The organism is Rhizobium sp. WW_1 (assembly GCF_003610155.1).
Lineage (GTDB): Bacteria > Pseudomonadota > Alphaproteobacteria > Rhizobiales > Rhizobiaceae > Rhizobium > Rhizobium tropici_A.
In genome coordinates, this window is record NZ_RAIN01000025.1 from 49,491 (window position 1) to 73,021 (window position 23,531).

Genomic DNA, 23,531 nt, shown 5'->3' on the forward strand with positions numbered 1-23,531 from the left:
GCATGAGAAAGATTGCGATCATCGGCTCCGGGCAGGCGGGATGCATCCTGGCCTACACGCTTGTGAAGCAGGACTATGACGTCACCCTTTACTCCGACAAGACGCCGGACCAGTGGCTGCACCATTCAGCGCCAACCGGAACCGCCTGCCTCTATGCCGAAGTCATCGAAATCGAGCGGGAACTCGGCATGGATTTCTGGTCGGATGGCATGTTCCCGGCGGAAGGGGTGCTGCTCGAAAGTGCCCGCTTCCCGAGCGATCCCGAGGCGACCGTCATGAAGGGCCGGATCGAATATGGTCGCAGCGGCGGCGCAATAGACCAGCGCATGCGTATACATCGCTGGCTCGAGGATTTCGAAAGCGTTGGCGGCACGCTGGTGATTGAAAGCGTTACTCCGGAACGCGCTGACAGGATCGCGTTGGACAATGACCTCACTGTTCTGGCCGCAGGCAAGGCGGATCTCGGCAGGCTCATTCCGCGCGATCCGCATCGGAGCGTCTATGACCGTCCACAGCGAAACCTGGCTATGACCATCGTGCGCAGCAAGTCCGGCCGCCATGTGCGCGAGTGGTTTTCCGGGCGTACGCCCTACAGTTCGACAAAGTTTGATTTCTTCGCCGATTCCGGTGAGTATTTCTGGGTTCCGTACAACCACAAGACGTCCGGTCCGACCTACGGGATCCTCTTCGAAGCGCGCGAAGGAAGCCGCATGGACCGGTTCGCCGGCTCGGCCTCGGGGCAGGAAGTGACCGAACATGCGCGCAACATCATCCGCGAGTTCGCGCCTTGGGAACATGACATGGTCGACGACATGGAATATGTCGACGAGGATCCGCATGGCTGGCTTGTCGGCCGGTTTCCGCCAACCGTTCGCAAGGCCTTTGGGCGGCTCCCGTCCGGTGGACTGATCATGCCTGTTGGCGATACCGCGATCACCTTCGACCCGATCTGTGGCCAGGGTGGCAACTTCGCCAGCCGTAGTGCCAAATACCTCGCCCAGGAGATCGCCCGCCATGGCGACGCGGCCTTCGACGAGATCTGGATGACGGAAGTCAATCTTGGCATGTGGGAGAAATACGGCCGCGGCGGTTGCGATCTCACGCGCATTTTTCTGGAGCCGGCCTCGGAGGCGACGCAGATCGTGCTCGACACAGCACGAGCCGACGAGCGTGCCGCGGACGCCTATTATTACGGCTTCCCGCATCCCGAAAGCATTGTGCCGGCCCTGACCGATATCAACGTCGCCAAGGCCTTCGCAGCGCGTTACGGCATCACCCAGCCGGGATACTGACGGCGATGTCCCGATCCGGCCATTTTACCGAACTGCACGAGGACGTGACGGTTTCCCTGCAGGCATTCCGGGACGGCATGAGCCGTCTCGGTGCGGCCGTCAACATCGTCACATCCAATGGACCAATGGGCCGGTTTGGCTTCACCGCGACCGCCGTCTGCAGCATCAGTGATACGCCCCCATCTCTGCTCGTCTGCATGAACCGTGGCAGCCTGCAGAACCAACCGTTCAGACAGAATGGCGTCTTCTGTGTCAACACACTGTCGGCCGGCCAGCAGGGGCTCTCTGGCGTGTTTTCCGGAGTCGGGAAGCTGGAGATGGAAGACCGCTTTCGGCATGGCAGCTGGGTGGTCCTGGAAACTGGCTCACCTGTGCTGCGCGATGCGATCGTGTCCTTCGACTGCCGGATCGTCCAGGCGCTGGAGGTCAACACCCATACGATCATGATCGCCGAAGTGCTGGCGATCAAAAACAACGCGCGGGTGACCAGCCTGATCTATCTGAACCGGCAATATCACGAGCTACACGAGGAGCCCTAAATGGAGCCGCAATTCGATCTTGTCATTCGGGGCGGAACGGTCGCCACGGCGGCAGATATTTTCTCCTGCGACATCGGGATAGCAGGCGCCAAGGTTGTCGCGCTCGCACGCGACCTGCCGCGCGGCACCGACGAGATCGATGCAACGGGCCTCCTCGTGCTTCCCGGTGGCATCGATAGCCATGTTCATCTCGACCAGTACCAAGGCGAGGGGATCGTCATGGCCGACGGTTTCGAGACCGGCAGCCGCAGTGCGGCGGCAGGCGGCAATACCTGCATCGTGCCCTATGCCCTGCAGAGGAAGGGCCAGTCGCTGCGCGAGGCGGTTGCCGATTATCATGTCAAGGCTGCTGGCAACTCGCTGCTCGACTACGGATTTCACCTGATCATAAGTGATCCGACGCCGGCGGTGCTGGGTCAGGAACTCCCGGCCTTGATTGCCGACGGCTATACCTCCGTGAAGATCTTCATGACCTACGACGACCTCGTGCTCAAGGACCGCGAGATCCTGGAGGTTTTGAGCATCGCCCGGCAGTATGGCGCGATGGTCATGATCCATGCCGAAGGTTACGACCAGATCAAATTTATGACCGACAAGCTTGAGCAGGCCGGCAAGACCGCTCCCTATTATCACGCTGCGTCTCGCCCCCAGCTGGTCGAGCGGGAGGCCACCCATCGCGCCATTGCCCATGCTGAATTGGTCGACGTCCCCGTCATGATCGTCCACGTTTCGGGCGGGGAGGCGATGGAGCAGATCGAATGGGCGCGATCCAAGGGCATCAGGGTCTATGCGGAGACCTGCCCGCAATATCTCGTGCTTACGGCGGATCACCTGAAGGGTCTCAACATGGACCATGCGGGCACGAAATACGTCTGCTCGCCGCCGCCGCGCGATCGCGCCTCGCAGGAGGCCATCTGGCGAGGCATCGTCAACGGCACCTTCCAGACCTTTTCCTCGGACCATTGCCCATTCCGCTACGAAGACACGGCGGGCAAGTCCAATCCGAAGAGCAAAACATCGTTTCGCTGGGTCCCGAACGGCATTCCGGGTGTTGCCGCCCGCATGCCGATCCTATTTTCTGAAGGCGTCACCAAGGGTCGTATTTCGCTGCAGCGATTTGTAGAGCTTACGTCGACCAACCACGCCAAACTGTTCGGCATGTATCCGGCGAAGGGGACAATCGCGATCGGGTCGGATGCCGATATTACGCTCTGGGATCCGAGTAGGAAGGTGACGATGACGCAATCGCTCATGCACCATGGCAGTGACTACACGCCTTACGAAGGCATGGAGGTAAGGGGCTGGCCGGTGACGACCATCCTACGCGGTAAAGTCATCTTCGATGAGGGTGTGGCACTCGTGGAAAGGGGCTTCGGCCAATTTCTTACCCGCGATGCCGCTGGACGGATTTAGGTGTTTCATGATTGTTGTCTTGGGATCCATCAATCTCGACATTCGCCTTGAGGTGGATAGCTTGCCGCTGGCTGGCGAGACCATCCATGCGCACAATAGACAGTATTTCGGTGGCGGTAAGGGTGCCAATCAAGCGCTTGCGGCAAAGCGGGCCGGTGGAGACGTCAGCTTCTTCGGTGCCGTAGGTAGTGACACACTCGCCGAGAGGGCGCTTGCCGAACTAGTCGAGGCAGACGTGCCGATCTTGGACATCGCCGTTGTTCGGGAGGAAACCGGCTCAGCGAACATATATGTCGATCGACATGGCGAAAATTGCATTGTGATAACCGCCGGCGCCAACGGGCTTGTCGATGTCGACATGGCCGCCGCCGCCGTTGCCAGTGCCAGCGCCAGTGCGAAGCGTGGCCTTCTCGTCTTCCAGCAGGAGATCCCATTCGAAACGAACAAGGCAGCGCTGGAGCTTGCTAGGCTTCACGGCGTCAGGACGATTCTTAACGTTTCACCCTTTGATGTAACGTCTGCGGAGTTGTCACGGCTGGCTGATATCATCATCGCAAACCAGCACGAATGGGCAAAGTTGAGCAACGGCGCAGACGACCCCGATGCAATGCGGGAGTGGAGCGGTCGTAATGATCAGACACTCGTCGTGACAAGAGGCGCGGGGGGCGTGGTTGTCTCAACACCCATGGAGTATTTTGAGGTCGCAGCTCCCGTAATCCAGCCGATCGATACGGTCGGCGCCGGCGATACTTTCTGCGGATATTTCGCGGCTGAACTTGATTGTGGTCGCTCGCTGAAAGAGGCGGCAGGGATCGCGGTCGTCGCAGCGAGCGTCGCATGTCTGCGGGCGGGTGCGCAGCCTTCCATCCCCCTCAGGTTCGACGTGCTTGGCCTGCTGGCAAAAAATAAGTTCGCCTGATCCAAAACACATGCCGCATGCCGGTCTCTCGTTCGCGTGAGGCGGGATCGGTCATCGCCTCGTTGCTAGCGGCTCTACAAGGAAACTTGACATGGATGCAGACATACGCCGGTTCATCGAGAATTCGACGCTCCTTTTCATCGCGTCCCGTAATGCTGAAGGTGCGATGGATGTTTCACCCAGGGGCGGGCAACCGAGCGTCCTCAAGGTCACCGAAAGCGGGACGCTTCTCCTTCCCGACTACAATGGAAATCGACGGCTCGACACGATCGGCAACATCCTTGCCAACCGGCGCGTGGCTTTAGTGATCTTGAACCGGAGATGCGCCCGCTTCCTACGTGTCGGCGCGGATGCGACAGTCTCGTTTCTCGCTGAGGACCTGCTTCGTTTTCCAGTCGATGAAAGCCCGCCGATCAGCGTGCTCGTCTTGACACCGAGCTCGCTCGAATTCGTTGAAACCCCGGCTTTTGACCAAGCAGATTTCTGGATTGATCCATCGCGGCGCCTGCCGCCGCTCGATCTCGGCGCTGTCATCAACGGTGATAAGATAGCGCAAGCTGCCAAAGGCTTTTTTCCGGTTGCAAGAAGCATGGCTGAAGAAAGAGATCTCAAGGCGGCTGGCGTGCGCGACATCTACGGTCCCCCGATAGAAGGCGTCGACCAGAAGATCAGCGGTTTCGCGGGGCCAGGGGCGCTGCGCTTCATGGAGGGTGCGATCTTCACCGTCTTGGCCCGCGAAGGCGAGAACGCGGATATAACAATCGACATCACGGCTGAAGCGCCGCTAACAGTCATTCCCTTCGACAATGAGCATGCCTACCGGCTACGCATGCCGAGCGACATGGTTACGGTGCGGGAAGGGGAGTGCGCGCTCCTGACGATAATACCGGGCCAGAACGAGTTGCTCCGGATAAACGGTCGCCTAGAACAGCAAACGAACACGCTAAGAATCGCGCCACGCGAGGTATTCTTCCATTGTTCCGCGGCATTGTCACGGTCGCGCATTTGGCAACAGGACCGTCGCAGCTTCTGGTCAGGAAAGCGACGATTCATTTGCACCGAGCGCCACGTTGAGAGTCCCGACGTCACGTCGTTCATTCTGGAGCCTTGCGACAACGCGCCGATAGGTCTTGCTCTTCCAGGGCAATACGTAACGGTGTCCGTACCTGCCGCCTCGGGTGCGCGGCGGCAACGCTCCTATTCCGTATCCCGCCGCTCTGATGGCCAGAGCTTGCGGATTTCCGTGCGACGCCTTGGGTGCGGCGGCGTATCGGATCTCCTGCACGATACGATCCAACCAGGGATGGAACTGCAAGTCGGCGTTCCAGCCGGGCGCTTCGTCTTGTCGAGTCTGCCAGGCCGCAGGATCGTGCTGGTCAGCGCCGGTGTTGGCGTCACGCCCCTTCTTCCCATGCTGGAGGCACTGGCAATGGAAGAAGGCGGTCGAGAGGTTTGGTTCATTCACGCTGCCCGTTGCGCGGACTATCACTTGTTCGAGAAAGAGGTGCGTGCCATCGCCGCCCAAGCCAAAAATGGCAACCTCAAGCTGGTCAGCTGCTATTCGCGACCACGTGAAGGAGATCTCTGTGACTTCGTAGGCCGGGTAGATGCCGATCTGATTTCTGGGCTACTTCCAGTCGATGCGGCCGACTTCTATATCTGCGGACCCGACATATTTATGACGTCACTTCGCGATGGACTGATTGCAAGTGGTGCGGATCCGGGATCCATCCGCTACGAGGTATTCGAAACCTCATCGAGCCCGGTGCTCGATCTTTCAGGCAAGGATGCCCTTCCTGGCAGCAAGGTTACCTTTGCCAGATCCGGGAAGTCGGTGACATGGTCGCCGAGCGAAGGCACGTTGCTTGACCTTGCACTCAACCACGATATCCACGTTGCCTATTCATGCCGGCTCGGGGACTGTCAGTCCTGCATCCAGAACGTCATCAACGGCGTCGTTGTTCATCTCGGGGATGACGTGCCGTTGCTTTCCATCAACCAGGCACTTCTGTGTCTTGGGGTGCCCCGCGGTGATCTCGAACTCGACTGCTGAGTCCAAACGTGCTCAGGCTATTACAGCAAAATCAAATCACAATTCGGGCGATACCTGGCGGGATTTCTAGTTGTGCCTTACCTTTTTGGGCGCCGGGGCGGGATGGAGCAAAGAAGATCATGATGTACCTGTCGAAAGCAACGTTGCGACGGATGGCCGATCCCCACAATCATTTCGTGAGCGCGGAGAAATGGCCGGAGGATAGCGAGAGAGACACGCCCTCGGGGAGCATCAACGAAAAGACGAGTCTAGAACGCCTTCTTGCAAGGATAATGACTATAGTGAGCAAGAAGTGACTAGATCGGGCGAACCAAACGCTCATCCAAGAGCGCTCAGCGGCGATCCGCAGGCGATCGCCAAATCGGTACAGATCCCCTCTTATTCTGTGGTCTGGAACAGCCAGCTTGAGTGGCCCTCATCCGGAGCGTAACATTTTGAGCGCCTGGTGGGCTTGCCGGTGCTTGAAACTCCGGCTTGCCGGTTCTGATCCCAGTAAGAGCGGGGGCTTAGCCGAAAAATTACGTTGCAGTTCGGTTGGCCAGCGGTGCTTTGACGCAGGCAATTCAATAGTCGGCAGGTCGCGGAGGCGGTCGACCATGCTCCATTGTGCATTCAGGTAAAACGAAGCGCGCCATTTTTTCGAGCGTAGCAGGCTAGATTCTATACTTGCGTGAGGGCAAGAAGCGACCTTTATCGTTCCCCAGCAACAGATGTGCCGTGCGCTGTGGGCGGATGGACCACTCATGTGCTCGAAGAGTTCCCGCGGAGGACAGTTGTCAGCGATATTGGCGGACCATTGATAATAGCGACGCCAGCTGTCCTTGGAATTTTACGCAATCTAACGATGCTCTCATTCGGAGGTGAAGCTCTCCAGGTTGAACCTGCCGGGAAGAATTAGTTTCCGCTTCGGGCGTTATCTAGGACGCTGAAATATAGTAAAGCCATTGTGCCTCTATCCAGAGTCTAGTACGTCGAGGAAGATACTTGTATTCAGTCAGCCAGTGTTGGGTTCCCCAACGCGATGTATATGGGAGATACACAGGGTAATTTGAATAACCCGGCGCTTGGGGACATTGAGACCGTTGTCGGGTCGGTTCTTCGCCAAGGACATGAGGCGAAGTCACAAAAGGCAAACACATTGAACTGGACTGTCCACGAATAGCGAGTTTCCCGATGAACCTAAGACAGCTTGCCTATTTCCGTGCGGTTGTAGAGCACCGCTCCCTAGCCGCCGCGGCGGAAGTTCTTCGGATTGCCCAGCCCAATTTGAGCGTTGCAATCAAGCAGCTGGAAGAAGAATGGGGGGTGTCGCTGTTCGAGCGAGCCGGCCGGGGGCTTACCGTGACCGAGACGGGCAGGATGTTGTACGAACGTGCAGCCGAGCTGCTGAGTGGCGCTTCTGCGCTTGAGCAAGACATGCGGGCGATCGGGCGCGGCTTTACCGCGCGGCTAAGGGTTGGATTTACGCAGGTCTCGCTGGAGATCATCACAACCATGGTCGCCCAGATCCGCGAGGAAGGTGCCGCGGTCAGTTTCTCGCTGCAGCAGGGGGAGCCTCAGCTTCTCGAAACGATGGTCGAAATGCGCCAGCTGGATTTCGCGGTTACCCATATGCCCGTCGCGAATTTCGGATTGGGAGTTGAAGCATTGGCGCCACTGACGGTCGTCCTTCTGTGCCGGGAGAGCGACAACAGATGGGAACGAGGTGCCGAAATTCGACCGGAGGCTCTCACGAACGTTCCGCTTATCTTGCTCCGTCGCCGATCCGGTATTGGCATCTATGAGCGGATCATGGATGCCTTTGCTAGTGCTGGTGTTTCCTGTTCCGTCGTGGCCGACAGCACGGACATTTCGGCAATCTATACGCTGGTCGAGAGAAATATGGGCCTTGGCCTCCTGCCGATCCATACCCTGCATGTGCCTCGGCCCGGATTTTCGATGCACCCCGTGGCGCTGCTGCCCACGCCTGAGCGTCTTGCTCTGGTCTATCCCCGTGGATATCGGCAACTACCTACGGTTCAACGGGCGATGGAGCTATGTCGGATGCTTCTGCGAGGATGATCGTAACGCCGAGCTGACTGCGCCGCCTTCCAGTGGAAGGCGGCATCAAAGTGACATTCAATGAATGGCTACTTGGCTTGTTTGGCTGCCTGCTCAATCAGCTTGGCGACAGTCTGTGGCTGCGACATGTAAATCGCATGGCTGCCTTTCACCTCGATCGTGGTGCTGCCGGCGCGCTTGGCCATGAAGCGCTCGAGCTCGGGATTGATCATGCGATCGCCCGTTGCCACCGCATACCAGCTCGGCTTGTTATGCCAGGCGGCATTCGTAATCGCTGTGCCGAAGCCGGTAACGCTGATAGGAACCTGGGAAATTGCCATGAAGTGCGCTTCCTTGGCGGGCACGTCGGCTGCAAAATCGGCGTGGAAGGTCTTCGGGTTGACGATGACATAGCCCTGGCCCGCCGGTATCGCACTATTTGCGGCGGGTGGCGTGCGCTTCAGGAGGTCGCCGAGCGTTTCGCCGCTATCGGGCTGGAAGGCTGCGATATAGACTAGGCCACGCACCTGCGGCTCGTTGCCTGCCTGGGTGATGACGGCGCCGCCATAGCTGTGGCCGACGAGGATCAGAGGCGCATTGACGGTCTCGATGATCCGTTTTGTTGCTGCCGCATCATCGGCCAGAGACGTTTCGGGTTCCTGAACAACGGAAACGGTATATCCGTCGTGTTCCAAAATGTCGGAGACGGCACGCCATCCGGAACCGTCGGCGAATGCGCCATGGACCAAGACAACATTCTTGATCGGTTCGGCGGATGCAATGGCGGACGTGCCAAGCAAAATGGCTGCAAATGCGACGGAGGAGATGAGGGGATTTTTCATTGCGACTTCCTTTCTGATCGTGCTGAAGGTCAGCGGTTTGGACAAAGCTTCCCCGACCGGCCGGACGGGCCGATGGAACGGACGCGGAAGAGGTGGATGCCGTTAGGAGGTGTTCTTTCCCTCTTTACGGCGCATTTTCACCGTCGTTGCCGACGGGAAAGGCTTCGAGCAGTGCGCTGCGTATTTCATCTGCATGCCGCGTCAGGTTTTGTGAGCGGCGCTCGGTTCGTCGATCGAGATACTCGACCGGCATCAAAAGGAAACCGGAGAGCGGTTGATGCGTCGTCAGGCTGGCATTGGCGACAACGCGGCATTGAATCTCCCAACCGCCATTTTCATTCGACACAAGTAGCGTAGCCCGCCGGGTGACCAACAATGTGGTGCAGCATTTCGATGCGCCCCACAATGCAAGACGAAACATACCGTCCTTGCCGAGCATGATTTGATCGCCGCTTAGCGACGTAAATTCTGGCCAACTCAACGGTGAGGACGCCGCGATCTCTATCGCGTTGTCGCCATCTTGATCCGGGTCGCCGGCCAGAATATGCCAGATCCCCCTCGGCAGGGTCATCGAGCGTTGCGGATATTTGAAGAGGTCGTTTTCCATGACCGTAGGATTGCGCCAGAGGCGGATCTAAAACCAATATTGATTCCATCATGAATCTAATGATTTTCGTAAGATTGAGATGAAGTTCAGGGTGCTATCGATGCTCTCGCCGAGGGCGGTCATAGGCCACGGCTTGCTCGTGTACTCGTCCAGTCCTCGGTTGCCCGTCAAGAAATCCACGCTCTAGCCTTGGCATTCTGGAAGGCGACCACCGTGGCCCTGTCCGCGTGGTGGGGAACCGCCCGGAAATCGGGATCGACCGTTTGGAGGATTTCAAGCACCGGAGGTAGACTGTCTTCGACGCCTGCTGAGATCGCGAAGTCCTGCCTGAAATCCGCATCGCTTGTTTGTATTGCTGACGAGGGCAATCGAACGTCGATCATGCCGGCATAGGTGCTGAATGCCACCGATCCGATGAGAACGGCTCGCAGCCGGTGCAGTGCGGTGTCAGCGAGCGCTTTCGTGACATAGCGTGCAAATTGATCGGAGCCGGGGAGGCCAGCGCGACGCTAGGTGCCAATCACGCGACTCCGCTCCTTTAAAGCGTCCTTGACCTCCTTATGGTCTTTGCCCGCGCGGTAATCTCCGCGTCGCCGTAGAGGCCCATGTAGCTCCGCTTGTCCTTGCCCTCGGGAGTTGGAAGGTCGAAATACCAGCAGTTGCGGCCTTTCACGGTAACAGTGACGAACCAGCTCTCCATTGGGAAATCCGCAAGAACTGTCGGTCGTGTGTTCGCTGCACGAACTCGGCGAACATCGCCCGATAGCTGATGTCGATCTCCTTCAGCATTGGCCTCTCTTCCTTCTGGCGCGACCCGCTGGCGACAGGTTCGGTCAGCTATCTCTCGGTTGCTTGGTGGAGTCCTCATCATTCATCGGATGGCCGTGCTATAAGTGTCTGCCAGAACCTCATAACGCGAGTACTATACGTGCTTGCCAAAACCTTATTGCGGGACGCCGCTTCAGTTAGATTGGGTCACGTTGCGACATAATGCTCAGGTTGGCCTCGATTGCGCGGTGCCCTCTCGTAGATTAGCATGAGCTTTACATTTGTGTTTTGTGCCGGAGGAGCCGGAGGATGGAAAGTTCAACAGCGGGCGTCCCGATCTTTCGATTTTCCACTTTGGATTTTTCACATCAAGATCGATTTGGCGAGTGGGGCCGCGACTCTCCTTGTGATCTTCGCCTGTTAACTGATGACGCGGTGGCATTTGATGCCAGCGCAAGCGGTGCCGCGATTGGACCCTTCATATTGTCGGGCAGACGGTGGCTTAACAGAAGGGAAAAGGCCACCTTTGAAATGTTGCGTACCGAGAGGCGCATCAAGGCAGATGGCCATGATTTTTACTGCTTCACAATGCCCTTGTTTGGAAGAATCCGCTGGAAAAGCGCTTCTTCCGAACCGATAAAATCGGTCGGGGATTTATTTGTTGTGGATGCGGCCCAGCATCTCGAATGTGCGGTTGAAATGGGCGATGTGATCTCCCTGGTTGCGCCACGCCATCTCTTGCCGAGCAGCACGGCGCTTCTGCATGGAGCGACTTTGACAGGAGGAATTGGTCGCATTCTTAGTGATCACATATTGTCGTTGTTTCAGAATCTGCCGAACTTGAAACAGCACGAGGTGCCTCATGTCGTCCAGTCGATGCACCAGCTTTTGATCGCTGCAGTTACAGCCTCTCCAGACGCCATGCGGGCTGCTGGCGGTCAAATTCGCAATGCGTTGTGGATGAGAATTCAGCATTACATCGATACACATCTTTTGGAACCCGACCTCACTCCTGACAGGATTTGCCGTGACGTTGGGTTGTCGAGAGCAAAGCTCTATCAGTTACTTGAAGATCGCGGTGGGGTCATGCGCCAGATCCAGCGCAAAAGATTACAGCGTGCGTATCATCTTCTGTCGGACCCGAATCGTCGGCCTACTCGGATTGCTGAGGTCGCCTGGAGTCATGGTTTTGCGAATGAAAAATATTTCCATCGATTGTTCAAGACCGAATTTGGCCATACGCCTCATGAAACCCTGGAAAAGATCCTCAACGCCGCTCCCTTATTGAATGCGGACGCTCCGACCAGATCATCGCAGCGGACCGGTGGTCCCGTTGGGTGGACGTTGCCTTACGGCTTGCCAAGCAGTTGATGCTCATACCGGATCGCGGATGGTTGCGTTGGAGCGAGAACCGTGATCGGGCAAAATGCATTCCCGATGTGCTGATCGGGAACGCAACAGCTTGCATTGTTCAAAGCGGAATCAGTTTCCCCGCTTGTAGATTGCTTGGATCTCCGCGCCCGTGACCTGATGACCGTCAAGTGTGCAATCCACATTGTCGGACGAATCGGTTGTTCCGATGGCCAACGCTTGTCCGTCAGCATCCGCGGACTCAGCCATATTGGTTGCCTGCCAATGACCAGACTCCTTGCGCAAAATGAACTGATAGACCGCGATCTTGCCGTCCGTGCGCCTCAGTCCCGTAGTCCCCTCGATCAAGCCACAGAGATAGGCGTAGCCATGATCCTTAATCAGATCCTTGACCACGAACTTGTCGGACGGGCTTGGTCGTGCGGCGTTCAGAATGGCGAGGCGATCCTGATCGCTATGGTCAAGGTCGCGCGCCTCGATAGCCGTCGACAGAAGGCAAGGAATGAGCGACAAGAACCCTGCCACGATACGAATATACTGCCCAAACTTCATCATTGCTCCAATTTTGATTCCAAAGAATGTATCTTGAGTATCATCAGTTGCTCATCGATCGATTGCGTCAACGGTTCCTCATCGAGCATGATCGCGCTGTCAAAGTCGAACCATCGATATTGGTGTTTGTGTCATATAATAGGCGAGCGGGGCACAGTGCCGCTGGCATCAGCTTCGAAGCGGTTCAACGATCGCTTCTTATCGAACACCGGCCGACATCCACCCGCCCCATGAGCGACGAAAACAGCGCTGGGGCGAGTAAGCAAAACTCCGCGGCCATAGAAGGTGCGGACGAAAGGCAAGTTAAGGTGCACCGATTGACCCCAAGAGTAGCTTTGGGTGAATGGAAAATCATCGGATGCAAATTAGCACCAATAGATGCGAGCAGCGGTGTCATCGCGTCTACATGAAGTGCATTATCGTCCGCAATGCAGCTATCCAGAAACGTGGCTGACCGTGAGGAACTTTGACTAACCAAGGGCGACCGGTGATTTAGGGATACGCGGGGGACTATACTGAAACAGCCCCACCGCCGCTCTGATAGCTATCGTGAAATCTCCGCTTTCCGTGGTTCAATACACGCGCATCGCCACGGCATCCGCAACTTTCTCTGATCGCAGCAAGTCGGTCCCGTTCGAGCGGTGAAGCTCGCGCTAACAGCCTTACGATTCATCACTCTGCAATATCGCTTCCAAGCAATATCTGCCGTCGATCTCGAATCCATGTTTCAACCGATGTGGGGAAAAAATCTCCAAGCTCGACGATTGTCGAATATGGTATGGCTAGAATTGCGTCGGCGTCGTCGCGATGGGTGGCGAGATAGCGGAATTTCGAAGCAAGCCGACGCCCGGCGGCTCTTCCCTCCGCCTTGTCCATATCTTGTTCAAATCCATCCAATGGTCGGGCGCGATAAACGATGGGCCTTCCTAGACCGACCATTATCCGCTCAGCCAAGGCGTCGCCTGACAGACTTTCCGGGCCAGAAATGCGATAGTCACCGACGCCAGCTGGGCCTGCCATCAGCAGCCTTACAGTTGCTTCGGCGCAATCATCGGCGGATGTCCACGCGATCTGCTGGGATTCCGAAATTGGCGCTGCGAACAGGCCGTTCTCCACGAGATCGGCGCGTGTATGCGGTCTAAGGAGATTGTCGAGATACATCGTCGGTCGGACGATCGCGGAGAGCATTCCGGATTGACGTGCTATATCTTCCACCATGGCGTTTGCCACGAGGCTGGGCTCCTCACATGGTTCTGGGCGGCTCGCGCTTCCGAGCTTGAGAATGATAGAGGAAAGTCCCGCAATTTTCGCGGCGTTGAACGCGTGCGTGGCCTGCGCTGCCATATCGCTCTGCGCTCCCATTGGAATCTGAATTACCGCGCCGGACGCGCCCTGGCTTGCCGCCACGAGTGAACCAAGGTCGAAGAGGTCCGCTTGCGCCAGTTCGACGCCCGCTTCTTCGAGCGAAGAGGAGTGCACGGGATTTCGCACTAGCGCTCTAACCTTCAGGCCGTGACGGGATGCTGCTCGCGCAACTGCGCCACCTTGCACGCCGTTTGCCAAATAGACGAGGACGGGTTTGGATAGATCCACGACAGACATAAAACTGCTCCAACAAGAAAAATCTGTCAGAGCAGCGTCGTAGGCAGCATCCAACAGACCCGCGACGCGCACGCGCCGCAAGGACTGTCGGGGATTTCGCGGAAACCGCGAAAAATAGAGCCTGCCCGTTAGGGAGGGGCTTGGGCCTACCCAGACCAAGCCTGCCTTTTCGACGAGAGAAACTTATCCGTCTCGGACCATCCCGGTCAATGGTGTTCGCGCACAGCCGAAGAAGAGGACCACGTGAATGGATAAACCCGATAGGCTGTAAGGGTATCGCGCCGCTCTCTTGTCGTCACACCATCACCGATTTTCGCCGCTACGGACCGTTTTCCTCCTCCTCTTGAACGCGGCGGTCGGCTCGAAAAATCGCAATTGTGTTCCTGATGTGAGCCATCTTCCATGCGTCAATGGGATAGGGCTGGAACGGCGCCTACGGACAGGCGAAATTGCGATTAGGCTGCTCTTGCTTAAATATGAAAGGCTGTGTTGCGCTAAGCCGCTTCTCCGGCCCCATCGTCATCCTCATGCCATTAGGTACTGAAGAAACGGATGTACATGACTAAAGACAGGCTGAACGACATTACGGTCGTGGGGGCGGTGTCGAACCGGCTTCAGCGAAAGATATTGGCAGTCTGCTTCGTTGGTCCCTTGTTTGCGGATGGTGATGCGACGGCGTTTCTACTATTGCGTGTCGTTTTGACAGCTACGGATTGCCATCGGTGCAGAGAACAGCATGAAGCTGGCAGCCTGTTGCTGACATTTGACAGGCTTGCATGGCAGCTTGCTCCGCCTCGAACAGCCCAACCTTGATCGTAATAAGCTTGCCGTTACTCGTTACGGCCTTGCCAGGGTCCTTAGCGAAACCGGAGGCTATGGCGACACATCCATCTTTAACCCGTGCAACGATCCGGCATCCGGGCGCTCCTTTCGCCGCGCAGGCAGCCAAAGCCTGCTTATCGGCGGCGGCTTGTGTGGACGTGTGCATCCGCGAGCCCCAAAAGCCGCGCGGTAAGGTCATGGCAATGGCTCCATATGTCGTTGGATGATACTCCGGCGCAAGCCCAGATTTCCCATCCGATCCTGGTCCAGGCTGATTGCCGTAATAGCCGGGCGGCAACGGAGCACAGCCGCCTCCCATTGGATAGTAGCCCGGTGGACAGGTTCCACCTTCGGCATATGCCTTCGATCCGCTTCCCCAAAGCCCCATGACGCCAAACATTGCAAGGGCCACAAAACTGAAAATCACGCGCGAGTGAGCAGACATGGTTCGCTAGTCTCAAAGGTGAAATATCCCTGATACCTGACTATGTCGCGCTGCATGGCTCAGTCCACCTTCGTGGCGTCGGATGATGGAGAGATGGACGGCACGTCACTCAAAATAGATGGAGCGGCACTACGGTCATTTGAGCATCCGTGCTGTTCTCCTATGCGGCATTGACAATCCGCCTCCAGCAAAAAATCGACCACAAAAAGCAGTATACGAGATGTGTGGTGGGCAGCTCTGGTTCGTCGGCATCCGGGTCTGTGGGTAAGAACTGGACAGAACGTCACTATTTATGGACGCCGGCACACAGGCTTGGCGGGGATCGATCTTGCACCGCGCTCGAAGCCCCTTCATCAATCAGCCTCCACATTGTTCTCGTCCAGCGCGTTCCGGGTGATCCTGAGTGATGTCATATCGTTTCTCTCGTGCGTCGCGTCTTTCCCTTAGGTTGATATTCTGTCTGGCTGCCGGTTCGGCCGTGGCGCAGCAGAGCGACGGCAACCCTCCGTCTGTCCGATCTCACGTCCCAAGTTTGAAAATCACGCTTCTATCGCAACTTCCCAAGGCGCCGGCTCCTGTCTCTTCGCCCGCGTGTGGTGCACTGACTGAACAAACCAGCGAGGGCGGGAAATTGGCGGCGTCCCTCGGATGGGGTGTGATCGATGAGCAGAAATTTGGTCCCTATGAGGCCGTCAGTTTCGCTGGCGAGTTTGCGCCTGCCGCCTCCGCGACATGTGCGATCGACAAAGGGAACGTGGCTCTGTTTCGCGGAGCGCAGCTCGTGGCCCTGATCTACGCTCCGCCGAAAATCCAGTTGCCGATCGGCAACATTTCGGTTGTAGGCGACAAGCTTCGCATCTTCGATGGCGATCTCGCTCCCGCACCGGTTGGAGATATCAGGTTGATGCCCGACGGCGCGATCGAAGTCGATCCGATAGCAAAGCAAGAAAGCGTATGCGGCGGCCAGGCCGTGGTGCCGGCCGTCCGCGGCAAGAGCATCGACAGAGTGCGAAAGGCCCTCATCGGCAAAGGGTGGTCGCCGATCCAGGCAAAAATTGAAGACCCCGAAGGCGATGCGCAGAGCATTGCGCCGGAACTGCGCAAGCACGGCGTGATCGAGGTGGAATCCTGCTCGGGCACAGGATTGGTCTATTGCAGCTACGAGTATCGCAAGGGAGTGGTGATGCTGGAGGTTACGAGTACCGGCGACGGGATATTTCCTACCGCTGCGGACTACTCGGTGAATTGCAACGGGAAGAAATGAGGTGCGGGAACGGAGACGCGATGCCTGGCGGCGTGCCGCTTCGTGGTGACGTTGCCTCAGCGTTTGGGTTAGAGGAGTTGACATGATCGAGACCTCCAGACGCGAGGTGTTGGCGATCGGTGCTTTGGCCGCAATGGGGCTGTTGTCTTTGCCGCGGGTGTCAAAGAGCGAAATCGTTGCGGATTTCAGCGCTGCATCGACGCGCTTTGGTCTGGATCTGCTCAATGAGATCGCCAAACAGAGCGGCGTCGAGACCAATCTGGTGATTTCTCCCGCGAGCATAATGGCGGCGTTTTCGCTCGTCGATATCGGCGCCGGGACGGAGTTGCATGCGGTGCTTGGGAAACTCTTCCATCTGGATGGCGCCGCGGACTTGAACGGGCTGCGTCGCTCTCTCGCCGCTTTGATCCTTGGCCGGGATTCGAACGGGCCTGTGTCCGGTTTCGACGCCGTCTATGTGGACAAGGCAATCGTGCTCAAACAGACCGCTGCCAAGGCGTTCAAGGCTATTGACGCGCGGGTCGAGTCGCGTCACCTGGCCGATCCAGATGTGGCGAAAGAGATCAATGCACTTGTCAAGAAAGCCACACGGGGCGCGATTCAATCGATCATCGAGGCTCCGCTCACTGGCTCTGGAATAGTTCTGGTCAACGCCCTCTATTTCAAGGACGTCTGGCGGCACGGATTCAGCGTCGGGGCGACACAGAGTGCCGATTTCCACCTTGCCGCCGGCGGCAGGAGACAGGCTCCCATGATGCACGCCGACGCGCGACTATTATCGGCAGCTGAGAAGGGCGCCTTTGCCGCCGTAAAGCTCCCCTATAGGATGGATGGCTATTCTCTCATCCTTGTCGTCAATCGCGAAAAGCCGGCGCAGTTAGCGGAATTCGCGCCCTGCGCTGGTTGGCTCGCCGGGGTCGGGCTTGAGGACTATAATGTGACACTCTCCTTGCCGCGCTTTTCGTTCAAGGGCGGCGGTGACGTCCTAACCGCTCTGGATGGGTTGGGCCTGGCGCCAGCGCGCTCGCAGCCTGGTGCACTTGCCGGCTTTTCCGACACGCCGCTCCAGATAGCCGCCGTGCCGCACAAGGTGGCAATCGTCGTCGATGAAGGTGGAACGACAGCTGCTGCCGCAACCGGCGTCATCGCGCCGACGGCTTCGGCGCCACCATCGGTCAGCGTTCAATCCCTCGATTTCGTGGCGGACAAGCCGTTCATGTTCGCCCTGCATGACGACAATATCGGATCGACCTTGATGGTTGGCTATGTTGGTGATCCGGCCAAGACGTCATGACCAAGCATATCGGTTGCTCATTGCTAAGGGTGGAAGCGGGCGCCGATGCGGTTGATCAATGCAGTAGCCGTTCAAGTCCAAGCAGATGTTGAAGAGGTCGCGATAGTGTTTAAGAGGACAATATTTTGGATGATGGCCGCGCTCGCCTTGGTGGGCTGCGTCAACGAGGCAGCACCAGGAACGAGTGTCGCAGCAGCGAAAGGTGGTGGTTCTGGCTCAGGTTGGGCAGGAGTATTGGAGGTCGACCGCAGGATGGCAGCGAATGGAGGGGCGTCTCCGGAACTTGTGCGTATCGATACGGAACTGGCGAAGCTTCAGCCTGAGGGAGAAAAGATTCTTGCTACGCGAGACAAGGCGCGAGCTGAAGTGTGGTCTAAGAAGTATAATGCGTTGATGGCTGAGAGAAGTGCGGCCATTCGCAAATTTTCGGCGAAATCGATCGCGCAAAGTAACGCTATTACCAACGCACTAGGGGGGGCTTCCCGCCCGAACCCTTGTCTCAACGCAATGGGTGGGAATACCTGCGTCGCGCCTGACTCTGGCGGGGATTCTCAAACGCTGCCGGGATACAACAGCTGGTGCCAGGACCCAGCCGACGCTACGAGATTGGTGCCATGCAATCTCTAGGCCGTTGAAGGGTGCCTCGCGTTCAGGCTGATCCGTCGGTTGTTCGGTCGCTACCCGTTTCAACATCTTCATTTCAAAGATGCCTGGCGACATGAATTCAGCTAGCGCGGTTGAAGAGGGACGTGCCGATGTCATACATTTTGACGCGGGCCAAAGGTAGGCTTGCCGGTACAATCGTTGTCGCTATCTGTCTGTTCGCGGTAGCAAGCGGTATTTATGCCGGGTTGCATCGAAATAACCCCGGATTTCCGGTCAGTGACGCACCGTGCGTCGCTCCGAAAGTCGGAGCCGACATTGCCGGTTGTGTTGCAAACTTTTCGGTTCATGCAAGGCTGAGCCCCTTTGGTGAGCCGGCCTTGTCGCCCTCGGGCGATACATTCTATGCGGTCGACCAGAAGGGGGACGATGGAATGATCGTTCCGCAGCTCGTTGCTTGGCGCATTTCAGACGGCACAGAACTCTGGCGCCGCACACTTGAAGGAGATGCGTGGGCATTGGCGATGGCTCCAAAAGGCGACAAAGTGGCCACGTGGGTCAGAGATGCACGCCTGCCGATCCAAATACTAAGTCTGTCCGATGGCAAACTTCTCGCGCAGACTGAGCCGATCGACTGGATTCGTTCCTCCGTCTTCTTCAATGGAGATGGGACGGCAATTCTCCTGGCACGGCACGGCGAGCTATTCACAATAAAGGTCCGCGAAGGCGACCTTGCGATGAAGTTGCCGGATCCCGACCCCTATAGTCAGAAATGCTTCCTTAACGCCGTCGGCACCGGATTTTTCGGAGAGGTCACGGGCTGGGATCGCAAGCTGGCCGCTATTCTCATTAGCAACGACGACAATTTATCATATCTGCCGGCCCAGCAAGACTCCATCGTCACAGAGGAAAAATTCTTGGATGCAACCTGCGAGGCAACTCATCTTGCCTTTTTGACACCACCGCGCAAATGGCCCGACGCCGTGCCGCGACCTGCGGTTTTCTCGCCGGACAGCAAGCGATTGGCCGTCGCCTATAATGTGCCAGGCACGGATGATGATTATGGCGGCCTGATCATTGAAATCCGCGACATGTCCTTGCCGCCGTATTATCGCGACAAGAGATCGACCACGCTGATCGCATCTTTTCCGATCAATGGTGCGTATCCTAAATTGACGTGGTCTCTCGATGGGCACAAGCTTGCTGTCATATATGAAGGCAGAAACGACCAACGAACGCAAGCCGCTTCGCCGGAAACGATGCAGGTTCGTATCTATTCGATCCCCTGACAACGCCCTGGAACTAGGCTTCGAGTCCTTGTCATTGCACCCTAAAAGCCGACGAATTGAGCCCAAAGGAGTGCTGTCGCCGTATTCGTCGCCGGCATGCTTGCAGCTTGTGCGACCGTAGTGCCCAATCTGGGTCGTCGGTCGATAGGTCGTCGCTGTGGGTCGGGATGGAGTTAGTCTGATTATGTGCAGAAAGAGTATATATCAGACTATTCCCTCAGAGGCGCGGTTCACTGTGTTAACGCGACGCTATCGACGCTGATAGCTAGATGACCCTTCTTCCATTGTGGGCCACCGGCGAAGTTGCGGTCAGCCTTCTACACAGGAGCTATCATCGTATTTTCACACTTCAAGAAAACAAGCAGCCCCTCCAATCTACTTCCAGTCCAACCATTATTCCGCGGCTGAGAAGCCGCGAATATATGGAAAAGTTGCAATCGATGGACTATCCCGCCAATCAACTACCGATCGCGGAACCTTTCACTGGCGATCTGCAGCTCCTCTTCGGCATCGATGAACGCAATTCGTTCCAACTTGTCACGAGGCTCAAGCTGGGGGAGCGTCGCATAGACCTTGCTTCTTTGCGCACCCTGACGCTGCAGAGCTGTGCAACCATTGCTGACAAATTGTCGGTCCATACGCAAGGATAAATCCCCAGATTGAGCGCTTCGAACTCAATGGCCGGCCCCACCCTTCTCATGCTCAGTATCTGGGAATATTTGAAAAAGGGCCTGGGAGCACCGGCAGCTCTATTGGTCGCTAGTCAGGACAAAGTGCTCTATCTACGGCATCAGCGGGAGGAGATTGAATTGCTCATGCACTTCCTCGGGGAGGAGGGGTATGAAGACAGTTTGTCATCTCTAGTATATTAGTTGGAGGAGAAGGGGTAGTAGCGCGTAGGTGCCGGATGACGACATGTCTCATCAATGGTCGAAATGCGTGGCTCGCATTTGCTTGTGTAAATGGACGAGCCATTATAAAAGCAATGCATTGACTTGGTACGGTCGCGCATGTTGAATGAATGATGCCATCTCTACGGAGAATCCCTTCTCAACTCTAGTCTTCTTCGGCAAAGGGATATGGTGACGACCAACCGGATCGATCAGCGCGGATCTCCGCATTGACGTCGTACCTGCCGCAGGTACCATCAATATATATGAACACCTGCATGCTCGGCGCCCCGCATCGTGATGCGTATCAATTGCTGTCGTCCTTGCCGCTGAAATCCCACTGGTCGACGCGCAATTCGACACGCGCGTCCGCCGTGCCCCATTTTGAAATGTCGCCCTCGACAAGGACGTGCAGACGGCTTCCGCCCCCGGGCTCACGATAGCTCAGCTCGTTATATTCGATAGGTCCAGAGGAGGTATCGAATAGCTCTGGTAGCTGCGCACAGAGTGCAGGCCCGACCTGTCGGAGACAGGGTGGATCATGAGGAATAGGCGTCCAGCCCTTGGCCAACGCGATCTGCCTGAAATCGACAAAGGGCATGCCAGGCTTGATCACGCGCTGCAAGTCCGCACGCATGCCTAGGGTGTCGCCAATAGTCGGGAGAGTTCGATGAACCGGAGAAGCATATCCGGGAGCAAGGGGCAGCGCCGCAAGAGTGACGACAAGCGAGAGCGCCGACGCAATTCTCGTGTTGTAGCGGCTAACTCGAGAGGAAAGCAAAGGGACCACGTAGGCGGTTCTCCATGCACCCATACCATTTGCGGTAGGGGTTTGTTTGGCGAACGAGCCATCTGTCGAACGGGGCGTTTCATGGGCAGCGCAAGCGTTCAACGATAGGCCTCTTTGGGGAAGAGCTGGTTTACGGTGAACGTCTCGATAGTCTTGTTCGTTGCGGGATCAACTACCCCAAAAGGCTGCCACTGATCCGGCTGCATACGGCCGCCCGCATAAGAGCATGCGAGGTCACTCAATAGCGTAATCCGATCGGATTGGGGAAGGGCGCTCCATTTGTCTTTATCGACATTGACGGCCATAATATCGGCATCGGGCGCGGCAAAGATACGCAGCGGATAGGAGAAGACAGCCCCTTCCTGTGCAGCCGCGGCGCTCCAGCATTCTTTCGAGTGGTGCTTTTCCGCCGGCGTTTGTGGCGCATCGGCCGTCCATGCTGTTGAATGAGCCGCCACCACGAGGCTGAGGGCAAGGACAAATTGGCGAAAGGCTTTCACGGGAACTTTATGCATGAATAATGACACTCGATTGCTCCACTCGATCGGCTTTTACACGGACATTATCCTATTGAGCGGGATCGGCTTTCAGGAATAGGATGTCGATGTCGTGCTTCGGTGTAAAGTTCTTGATCTCTACCTCGAATTGGGTGGGATTTATCTTCTTGATGTCCGAGCCACAGAAGGAAACGAACGCCGAAGGGTCGCCTTTATCGACGATCAGCTTGAAATCGCCGATCGGTCCGGCCCAGTTGCCGCCGGAGGTGATGATGTAGGAAACGTATTGCTCGAATGCGCTGTATGTCTTGGCGTATTCGGAACCTGCACGTTGGTAAAGCGCTCGTGCGGATTTCAGAAAACTTTCATCCGTGCAATACTTTGTGCGATAGGCATCGCGGGTCTTGGGATCCAAGTCTGGAAATCCGCTCGGGACTCCTACCAGATTTCCGGCAATCGGGACATAGGTCTGCTGGACGACGATATCCTGTTCCTTCGGGAAGACTTGTGTGCGCCAGTATTTCGATCGCAAGGTCCAAAGGGGATATAGCGTGGTCTGCTCCCCTTTGTAATTGCTGCTCTCGCCGACATCGAGGATGTTTGCATCTACCAAGCTCTTCCGCTCATTATCCGGGAGCTGGCCGACGGCTGCTTCAGTCGCGTCAACGGTCGGAACCAGCGGGATGCGTAGGGCCCGAAGTTTACTGGTGATCTCAACGTCAGGTTTGCCGTCTGAGGTGAGAAAGGCGCGCTGTTCGAGCTGGGAGGAAACGGGCTGTCCGTCCACGACCGTGCTAAACTTCATGAAATTATCGCTTGCAGGGTCTGGGACTGCCGTTTCGAAATTGACGCCACCGCCGGTAAAATCCGGCATCGGAAAGGCAATTGTTGTCGAATAGTCTGTGGTTGTCAGATTCCGGAACCGATAGGAGATACGAACGGTAGTTGCCGACAGATAGAGGTCCTCGGATACAAGCGCGATCTTATCCGTCTTCTGCAGAACGAGGCCCCCTGCAGCCAGTGTTGCGGCGCTGTCATCCGCCAATGCCGGCGTGACTGCCAAGCACCAGAATGGGCACCCGAGAGCGGCGAGCCGCCGCGCAGTTTCACCGAACATCATGAGCTCCTGCCTCAATGATTACTCCCACTCGACGCTTCGGCCGCAGGAATGAGGTTCCATTCTTGGCGACTGCGCCTGCCGGCAAATCGAAGGCTTTGATGATCTCTCCAGGAATGTGGCCCGCTTCGATAATAAAGTTGCCAGCGCCTGAGTGCCATATGCCAATTATGGTCGAACTGTGCGAATCGGCCTTACGCATATAAGTGACGCGCACCCGATCCGTCTGGGCGCCGGTCTCGATCCGGCGACGGATCGAGACGACCTCTCGTCGTCAGGGAGTTGAATAATTGAGACATCGTGTTCCGCAATCGAAAATCGGCTTTTTGGATGGCCAAGCGACAATCCTCGGTCGGTCACCGCAACAGGCATACACCAGGTATATGCCGGACATATACTGCTCATCACTTTCATCGGGTCTATTTTGGGCTCTGACTCACATTTGCTGCTGTTGAGGATGATGCTTCTGCTGGTTCATCGGAGGATCAGCTATGCAGCAACGATTTCAACGGGCGAGCCTCG

General features: G+C 56.9%; 19 protein-coding genes and 1 pseudogene. 11 read left to right on the top strand and 9 right to left on the bottom strand.

The annotated features are described in order from the left end of the window. Window positions 1–2 precede the first annotated feature (2 nt). The 6 genes from BJ928_RS35230 to BJ928_RS35255 all read left to right on the top strand — a co-directional run bounded on the left by BJ928_RS35230 (window position 3) and on the right by BJ928_RS35255 (window position 8,277). A complete protein-coding gene (locus tag BJ928_RS35230) occupies window positions 3–1,292 on the top strand; it encodes a styrene monooxygenase/indole monooxygenase family protein (protein ID WP_052227977.1) in 1,290 nt (429 codons plus the stop codon). 5 nt (window positions 1,293–1,297) lie between these two features. Then, window positions 1,298–1,831, top strand: a complete 534-nt coding sequence (locus BJ928_RS35235) for a flavin reductase (protein ID WP_047636171.1) — start codon at window positions 1,298–1,300, stop codon at window positions 1,829–1,831. Further along, complete coding sequence (gene hydA / locus BJ928_RS35240; protein ID WP_047636170.1) at window positions 1,832–3,244, top strand: dihydropyrimidinase; 1,413 nt, start codon at window positions 1,832–1,834, stop codon at window positions 3,242–3,244. Continuing rightward, the gene (locus BJ928_RS35245) at window positions 3,225–4,163 is read left to right on the top strand and encodes a ribokinase (RefSeq protein WP_052227976.1); all 939 of its coding nucleotides are present in this window, start codon (window positions 3,225–3,227) and stop codon (window positions 4,161–4,163) included. Before hydA ends, BJ928_RS35245 begins: the two co-directional genes overlap by 20 nt. Window positions 4,164–4,254: 91 nt before the next feature. Continuing rightward, window positions 4,255–6,216, top strand: coding sequence for a pyridoxamine 5'-phosphate oxidase family protein (locus BJ928_RS35250; protein WP_047636169.1), 1,962 nt, complete (start codon window positions 4,255–4,257; stop codon window positions 6,214–6,216). 1,173 nt (window positions 6,217–7,389) lie between these two features. After that, a complete protein-coding gene (locus tag BJ928_RS35255; protein ID WP_047636168.1) occupies window positions 7,390–8,277 on the top strand; it encodes a LysR family transcriptional regulator in 888 nt (295 codons plus the stop codon). A gap of 68 nt (window positions 8,278–8,345) precedes the next feature. Here the strand turns inward: BJ928_RS35255 and BJ928_RS35260 are convergent, their stop codons facing one another. The 3 genes and pseudogenes from BJ928_RS35260 to BJ928_RS35270 form a co-directional block, all read right to left on the bottom strand. Continuing rightward, window positions 8,346–9,098: an alpha/beta hydrolase gene (locus tag BJ928_RS35260; RefSeq protein WP_047636216.1), complete on the bottom strand. Its 753-nt coding sequence runs from the start codon at window positions 9,096–9,098 to the stop codon at window positions 8,346–8,348. 124 nt (window positions 9,099–9,222) lie between these two features. Then, window positions 9,223–9,705 (bottom strand): hypothetical protein, encoded by a 483-nt coding sequence (locus BJ928_RS35265; RefSeq protein WP_047636167.1) that lies wholly within the window; start codon window positions 9,703–9,705, stop codon window positions 9,223–9,225. Between the two features lie 108 nt (window positions 9,706–9,813). After that, window positions 9,814–10,494: pseudogene (locus BJ928_RS35270) on the bottom strand (GSU2403 family nucleotidyltransferase fold protein); the annotation flags it as partial. Between the two features lie 288 nt (window positions 10,495–10,782). On the opposite strand from BJ928_RS35270, the gene BJ928_RS35275 reads away from it, so the two are divergent. Next, complete coding sequence (locus BJ928_RS35275) at window positions 10,783–11,844, top strand: AraC family transcriptional regulator (protein ID WP_047636166.1); 1,062 nt, start codon at window positions 10,783–10,785, stop codon at window positions 11,842–11,844. 111 nt (window positions 11,845–11,955) lie between these two features. Here BJ928_RS35275 and BJ928_RS35280 read toward each other — a convergent pair whose 3' ends face one another. From BJ928_RS35280 to BJ928_RS35290, 3 genes are all read right to left on the bottom strand, one after another. Further along, window positions 11,956–12,399 (bottom strand): hypothetical protein, encoded by a 444-nt coding sequence (locus tag BJ928_RS35280; RefSeq protein ID WP_047636165.1) that lies wholly within the window; start codon window positions 12,397–12,399, stop codon window positions 11,956–11,958. 669 nt (window positions 12,400–13,068) lie between these two features. Next, window positions 13,069–14,052 carry an NmrA family NAD(P)-binding protein gene (locus tag BJ928_RS35285; protein WP_245432737.1) on the bottom strand — a complete coding sequence of 328 codons (984 nt, stop codon included), beginning with the start codon at window positions 14,050–14,052 and terminating at the stop codon, window positions 13,069–13,071. Between the two features lie 652 nt (window positions 14,053–14,704). Further along, a complete protein-coding gene (locus BJ928_RS35290; RefSeq protein ID WP_082012006.1) occupies window positions 14,705–15,265 on the bottom strand; it encodes a DUF4189 domain-containing protein in 561 nt (186 codons plus the stop codon). Between the two features lie 655 nt (window positions 15,266–15,920). On the opposite strand from BJ928_RS35290, the gene BJ928_RS35295 reads away from it, so the two are divergent. The 4 genes from BJ928_RS35295 (at window position 15,921) to BJ928_RS38650 (ending at window position 20,365) form a co-directional block, all read left to right on the top strand. Next, the gene (locus BJ928_RS35295; RefSeq protein ID WP_052227975.1) at window positions 15,921–16,529 is read left to right on the top strand and encodes a hypothetical protein; all 609 of its coding nucleotides are present in this window, start codon (window positions 15,921–15,923) and stop codon (window positions 16,527–16,529) included. A gap of 82 nt (window positions 16,530–16,611) precedes the next feature. Continuing rightward, window positions 16,612–17,823 carry a serpin family protein gene (locus tag BJ928_RS35300; protein WP_047636163.1) on the top strand — a complete coding sequence of 404 codons (1,212 nt, stop codon included), beginning with the start codon at window positions 16,612–16,614 and terminating at the stop codon, window positions 17,821–17,823. A gap of 755 nt (window positions 17,824–18,578) precedes the next feature. Next, entirely contained in the window at window positions 18,579–19,715 is a 1,137-nt protein-coding gene (locus BJ928_RS39050) for a hypothetical protein (RefSeq protein ID WP_047636161.1), read from the top strand. A gap of 269 nt (window positions 19,716–19,984) precedes the next feature. Continuing rightward, a complete protein-coding gene (locus BJ928_RS38650) occupies window positions 19,985–20,365 on the top strand; it encodes a hypothetical protein (RefSeq protein ID WP_147413974.1) in 381 nt (126 codons plus the stop codon). A gap of 547 nt (window positions 20,366–20,912) precedes the next feature. Here BJ928_RS38650 and BJ928_RS35325 read toward each other — a convergent pair. The 3 genes from BJ928_RS35325 to BJ928_RS35335 all read right to left on the bottom strand — a co-directional run bounded on the left by BJ928_RS35325 (window position 20,913) and on the right by BJ928_RS35335 (window position 23,012). Further along, window positions 20,913–21,242, bottom strand: coding sequence for a hypothetical protein (locus BJ928_RS35325; RefSeq protein WP_047636158.1), 330 nt, complete (start codon window positions 21,240–21,242; stop codon window positions 20,913–20,915). 251 nt (window positions 21,243–21,493) lie between these two features. Further along, on the bottom strand, window positions 21,494–21,922 hold the full coding sequence (locus BJ928_RS35330; protein ID WP_147413975.1) for a hypothetical protein: 429 nt from the start codon (window positions 21,920–21,922) through the stop codon (window positions 21,494–21,496). Between the two features lie 40 nt (window positions 21,923–21,962). After that, a complete protein-coding gene (locus BJ928_RS35335; protein WP_245432738.1) occupies window positions 21,963–23,012 on the bottom strand; it encodes a DUF4424 domain-containing protein in 1,050 nt (349 codons plus the stop codon). Window positions 23,013–23,531 lie beyond the last annotated feature (519 nt).

Bases quoted from the DNA above. Each gene is read 5' to 3' on its own strand.
- BJ928_RS35290 (WP_082012006.1), bottom strand. From the start codon at position 15,265: ATGTCTGCTCACTCGCGCGTGATTTTCAGTTTTGTGGCCCTTGCAATG.
- BJ928_RS35230 (WP_052227977.1), top strand. From the start codon at position 3: ATGAGAAAGATTGCGATCATCGGCTCCGGGCAGGCGGGATGCATCCTG.
- BJ928_RS39050 (WP_047636161.1), top strand. From the start codon at position 18,579: ATGTCATACATTTTGACGCGGGCCAAAGGTAGGCTTGCCGGTACAATC.
- BJ928_RS35245 (WP_052227976.1), top strand. From the start codon at position 3,225: ATGCCGCTGGACGGATTTAGGTGTTTCATGATTGTTGTCTTGGGATCC.
- BJ928_RS35280 (WP_047636165.1), bottom strand. From the start codon at position 12,399: ATGATGAAGTTTGGGCAGTATATTCGTATCGTGGCAGGGTTCTTGTCG.
- BJ928_RS35275 (WP_047636166.1), top strand. From the start codon at position 10,783: ATGGAAAGTTCAACAGCGGGCGTCCCGATCTTTCGATTTTCCACTTTG.
- BJ928_RS35265 (WP_047636167.1), bottom strand. From the start codon at position 9,705: ATGGAAAACGACCTCTTCAAATATCCGCAACGCTCGATGACCCTGCCG.
- BJ928_RS35250 (WP_047636169.1), top strand. From the start codon at position 4,255: ATGGATGCAGACATACGCCGGTTCATCGAGAATTCGACGCTCCTTTTC.
- BJ928_RS35260 (WP_047636216.1), bottom strand. From the start codon at position 9,098: ATGAAAAATCCCCTCATCTCCTCCGTCGCATTTGCAGCCATTTTGCTT.
- BJ928_RS38650 (WP_147413974.1), top strand. From the start codon at position 19,985: ATGACCCTTCTTCCATTGTGGGCCACCGGCGAAGTTGCGGTCAGCCTT.
- BJ928_RS35325 (WP_047636158.1), bottom strand. From the start codon at position 21,242: ATGCGTGCGGACTTGCAGCGCGTGATCAAGCCTGGCATGCCCTTTGTC.
- hydA (WP_047636170.1), top strand. From the start codon at position 1,832: ATGGAGCCGCAATTCGATCTTGTCATTCGGGGCGGAACGGTCGCCACG.
- BJ928_RS35335 (WP_245432738.1), bottom strand. From the start codon at position 23,012: ATGATGTTCGGTGAAACTGCGCGGCGGCTCGCCGCTCTCGGGTGCCCA.
- BJ928_RS35300 (WP_047636163.1), top strand. From the start codon at position 16,612: ATGATCGAGACCTCCAGACGCGAGGTGTTGGCGATCGGTGCTTTGGCC.
- BJ928_RS35255 (WP_047636168.1), top strand. From the start codon at position 7,390: ATGAACCTAAGACAGCTTGCCTATTTCCGTGCGGTTGTAGAGCACCGC.
- BJ928_RS35235 (WP_047636171.1), top strand. From the start codon at position 1,298: ATGTCCCGATCCGGCCATTTTACCGAACTGCACGAGGACGTGACGGTT.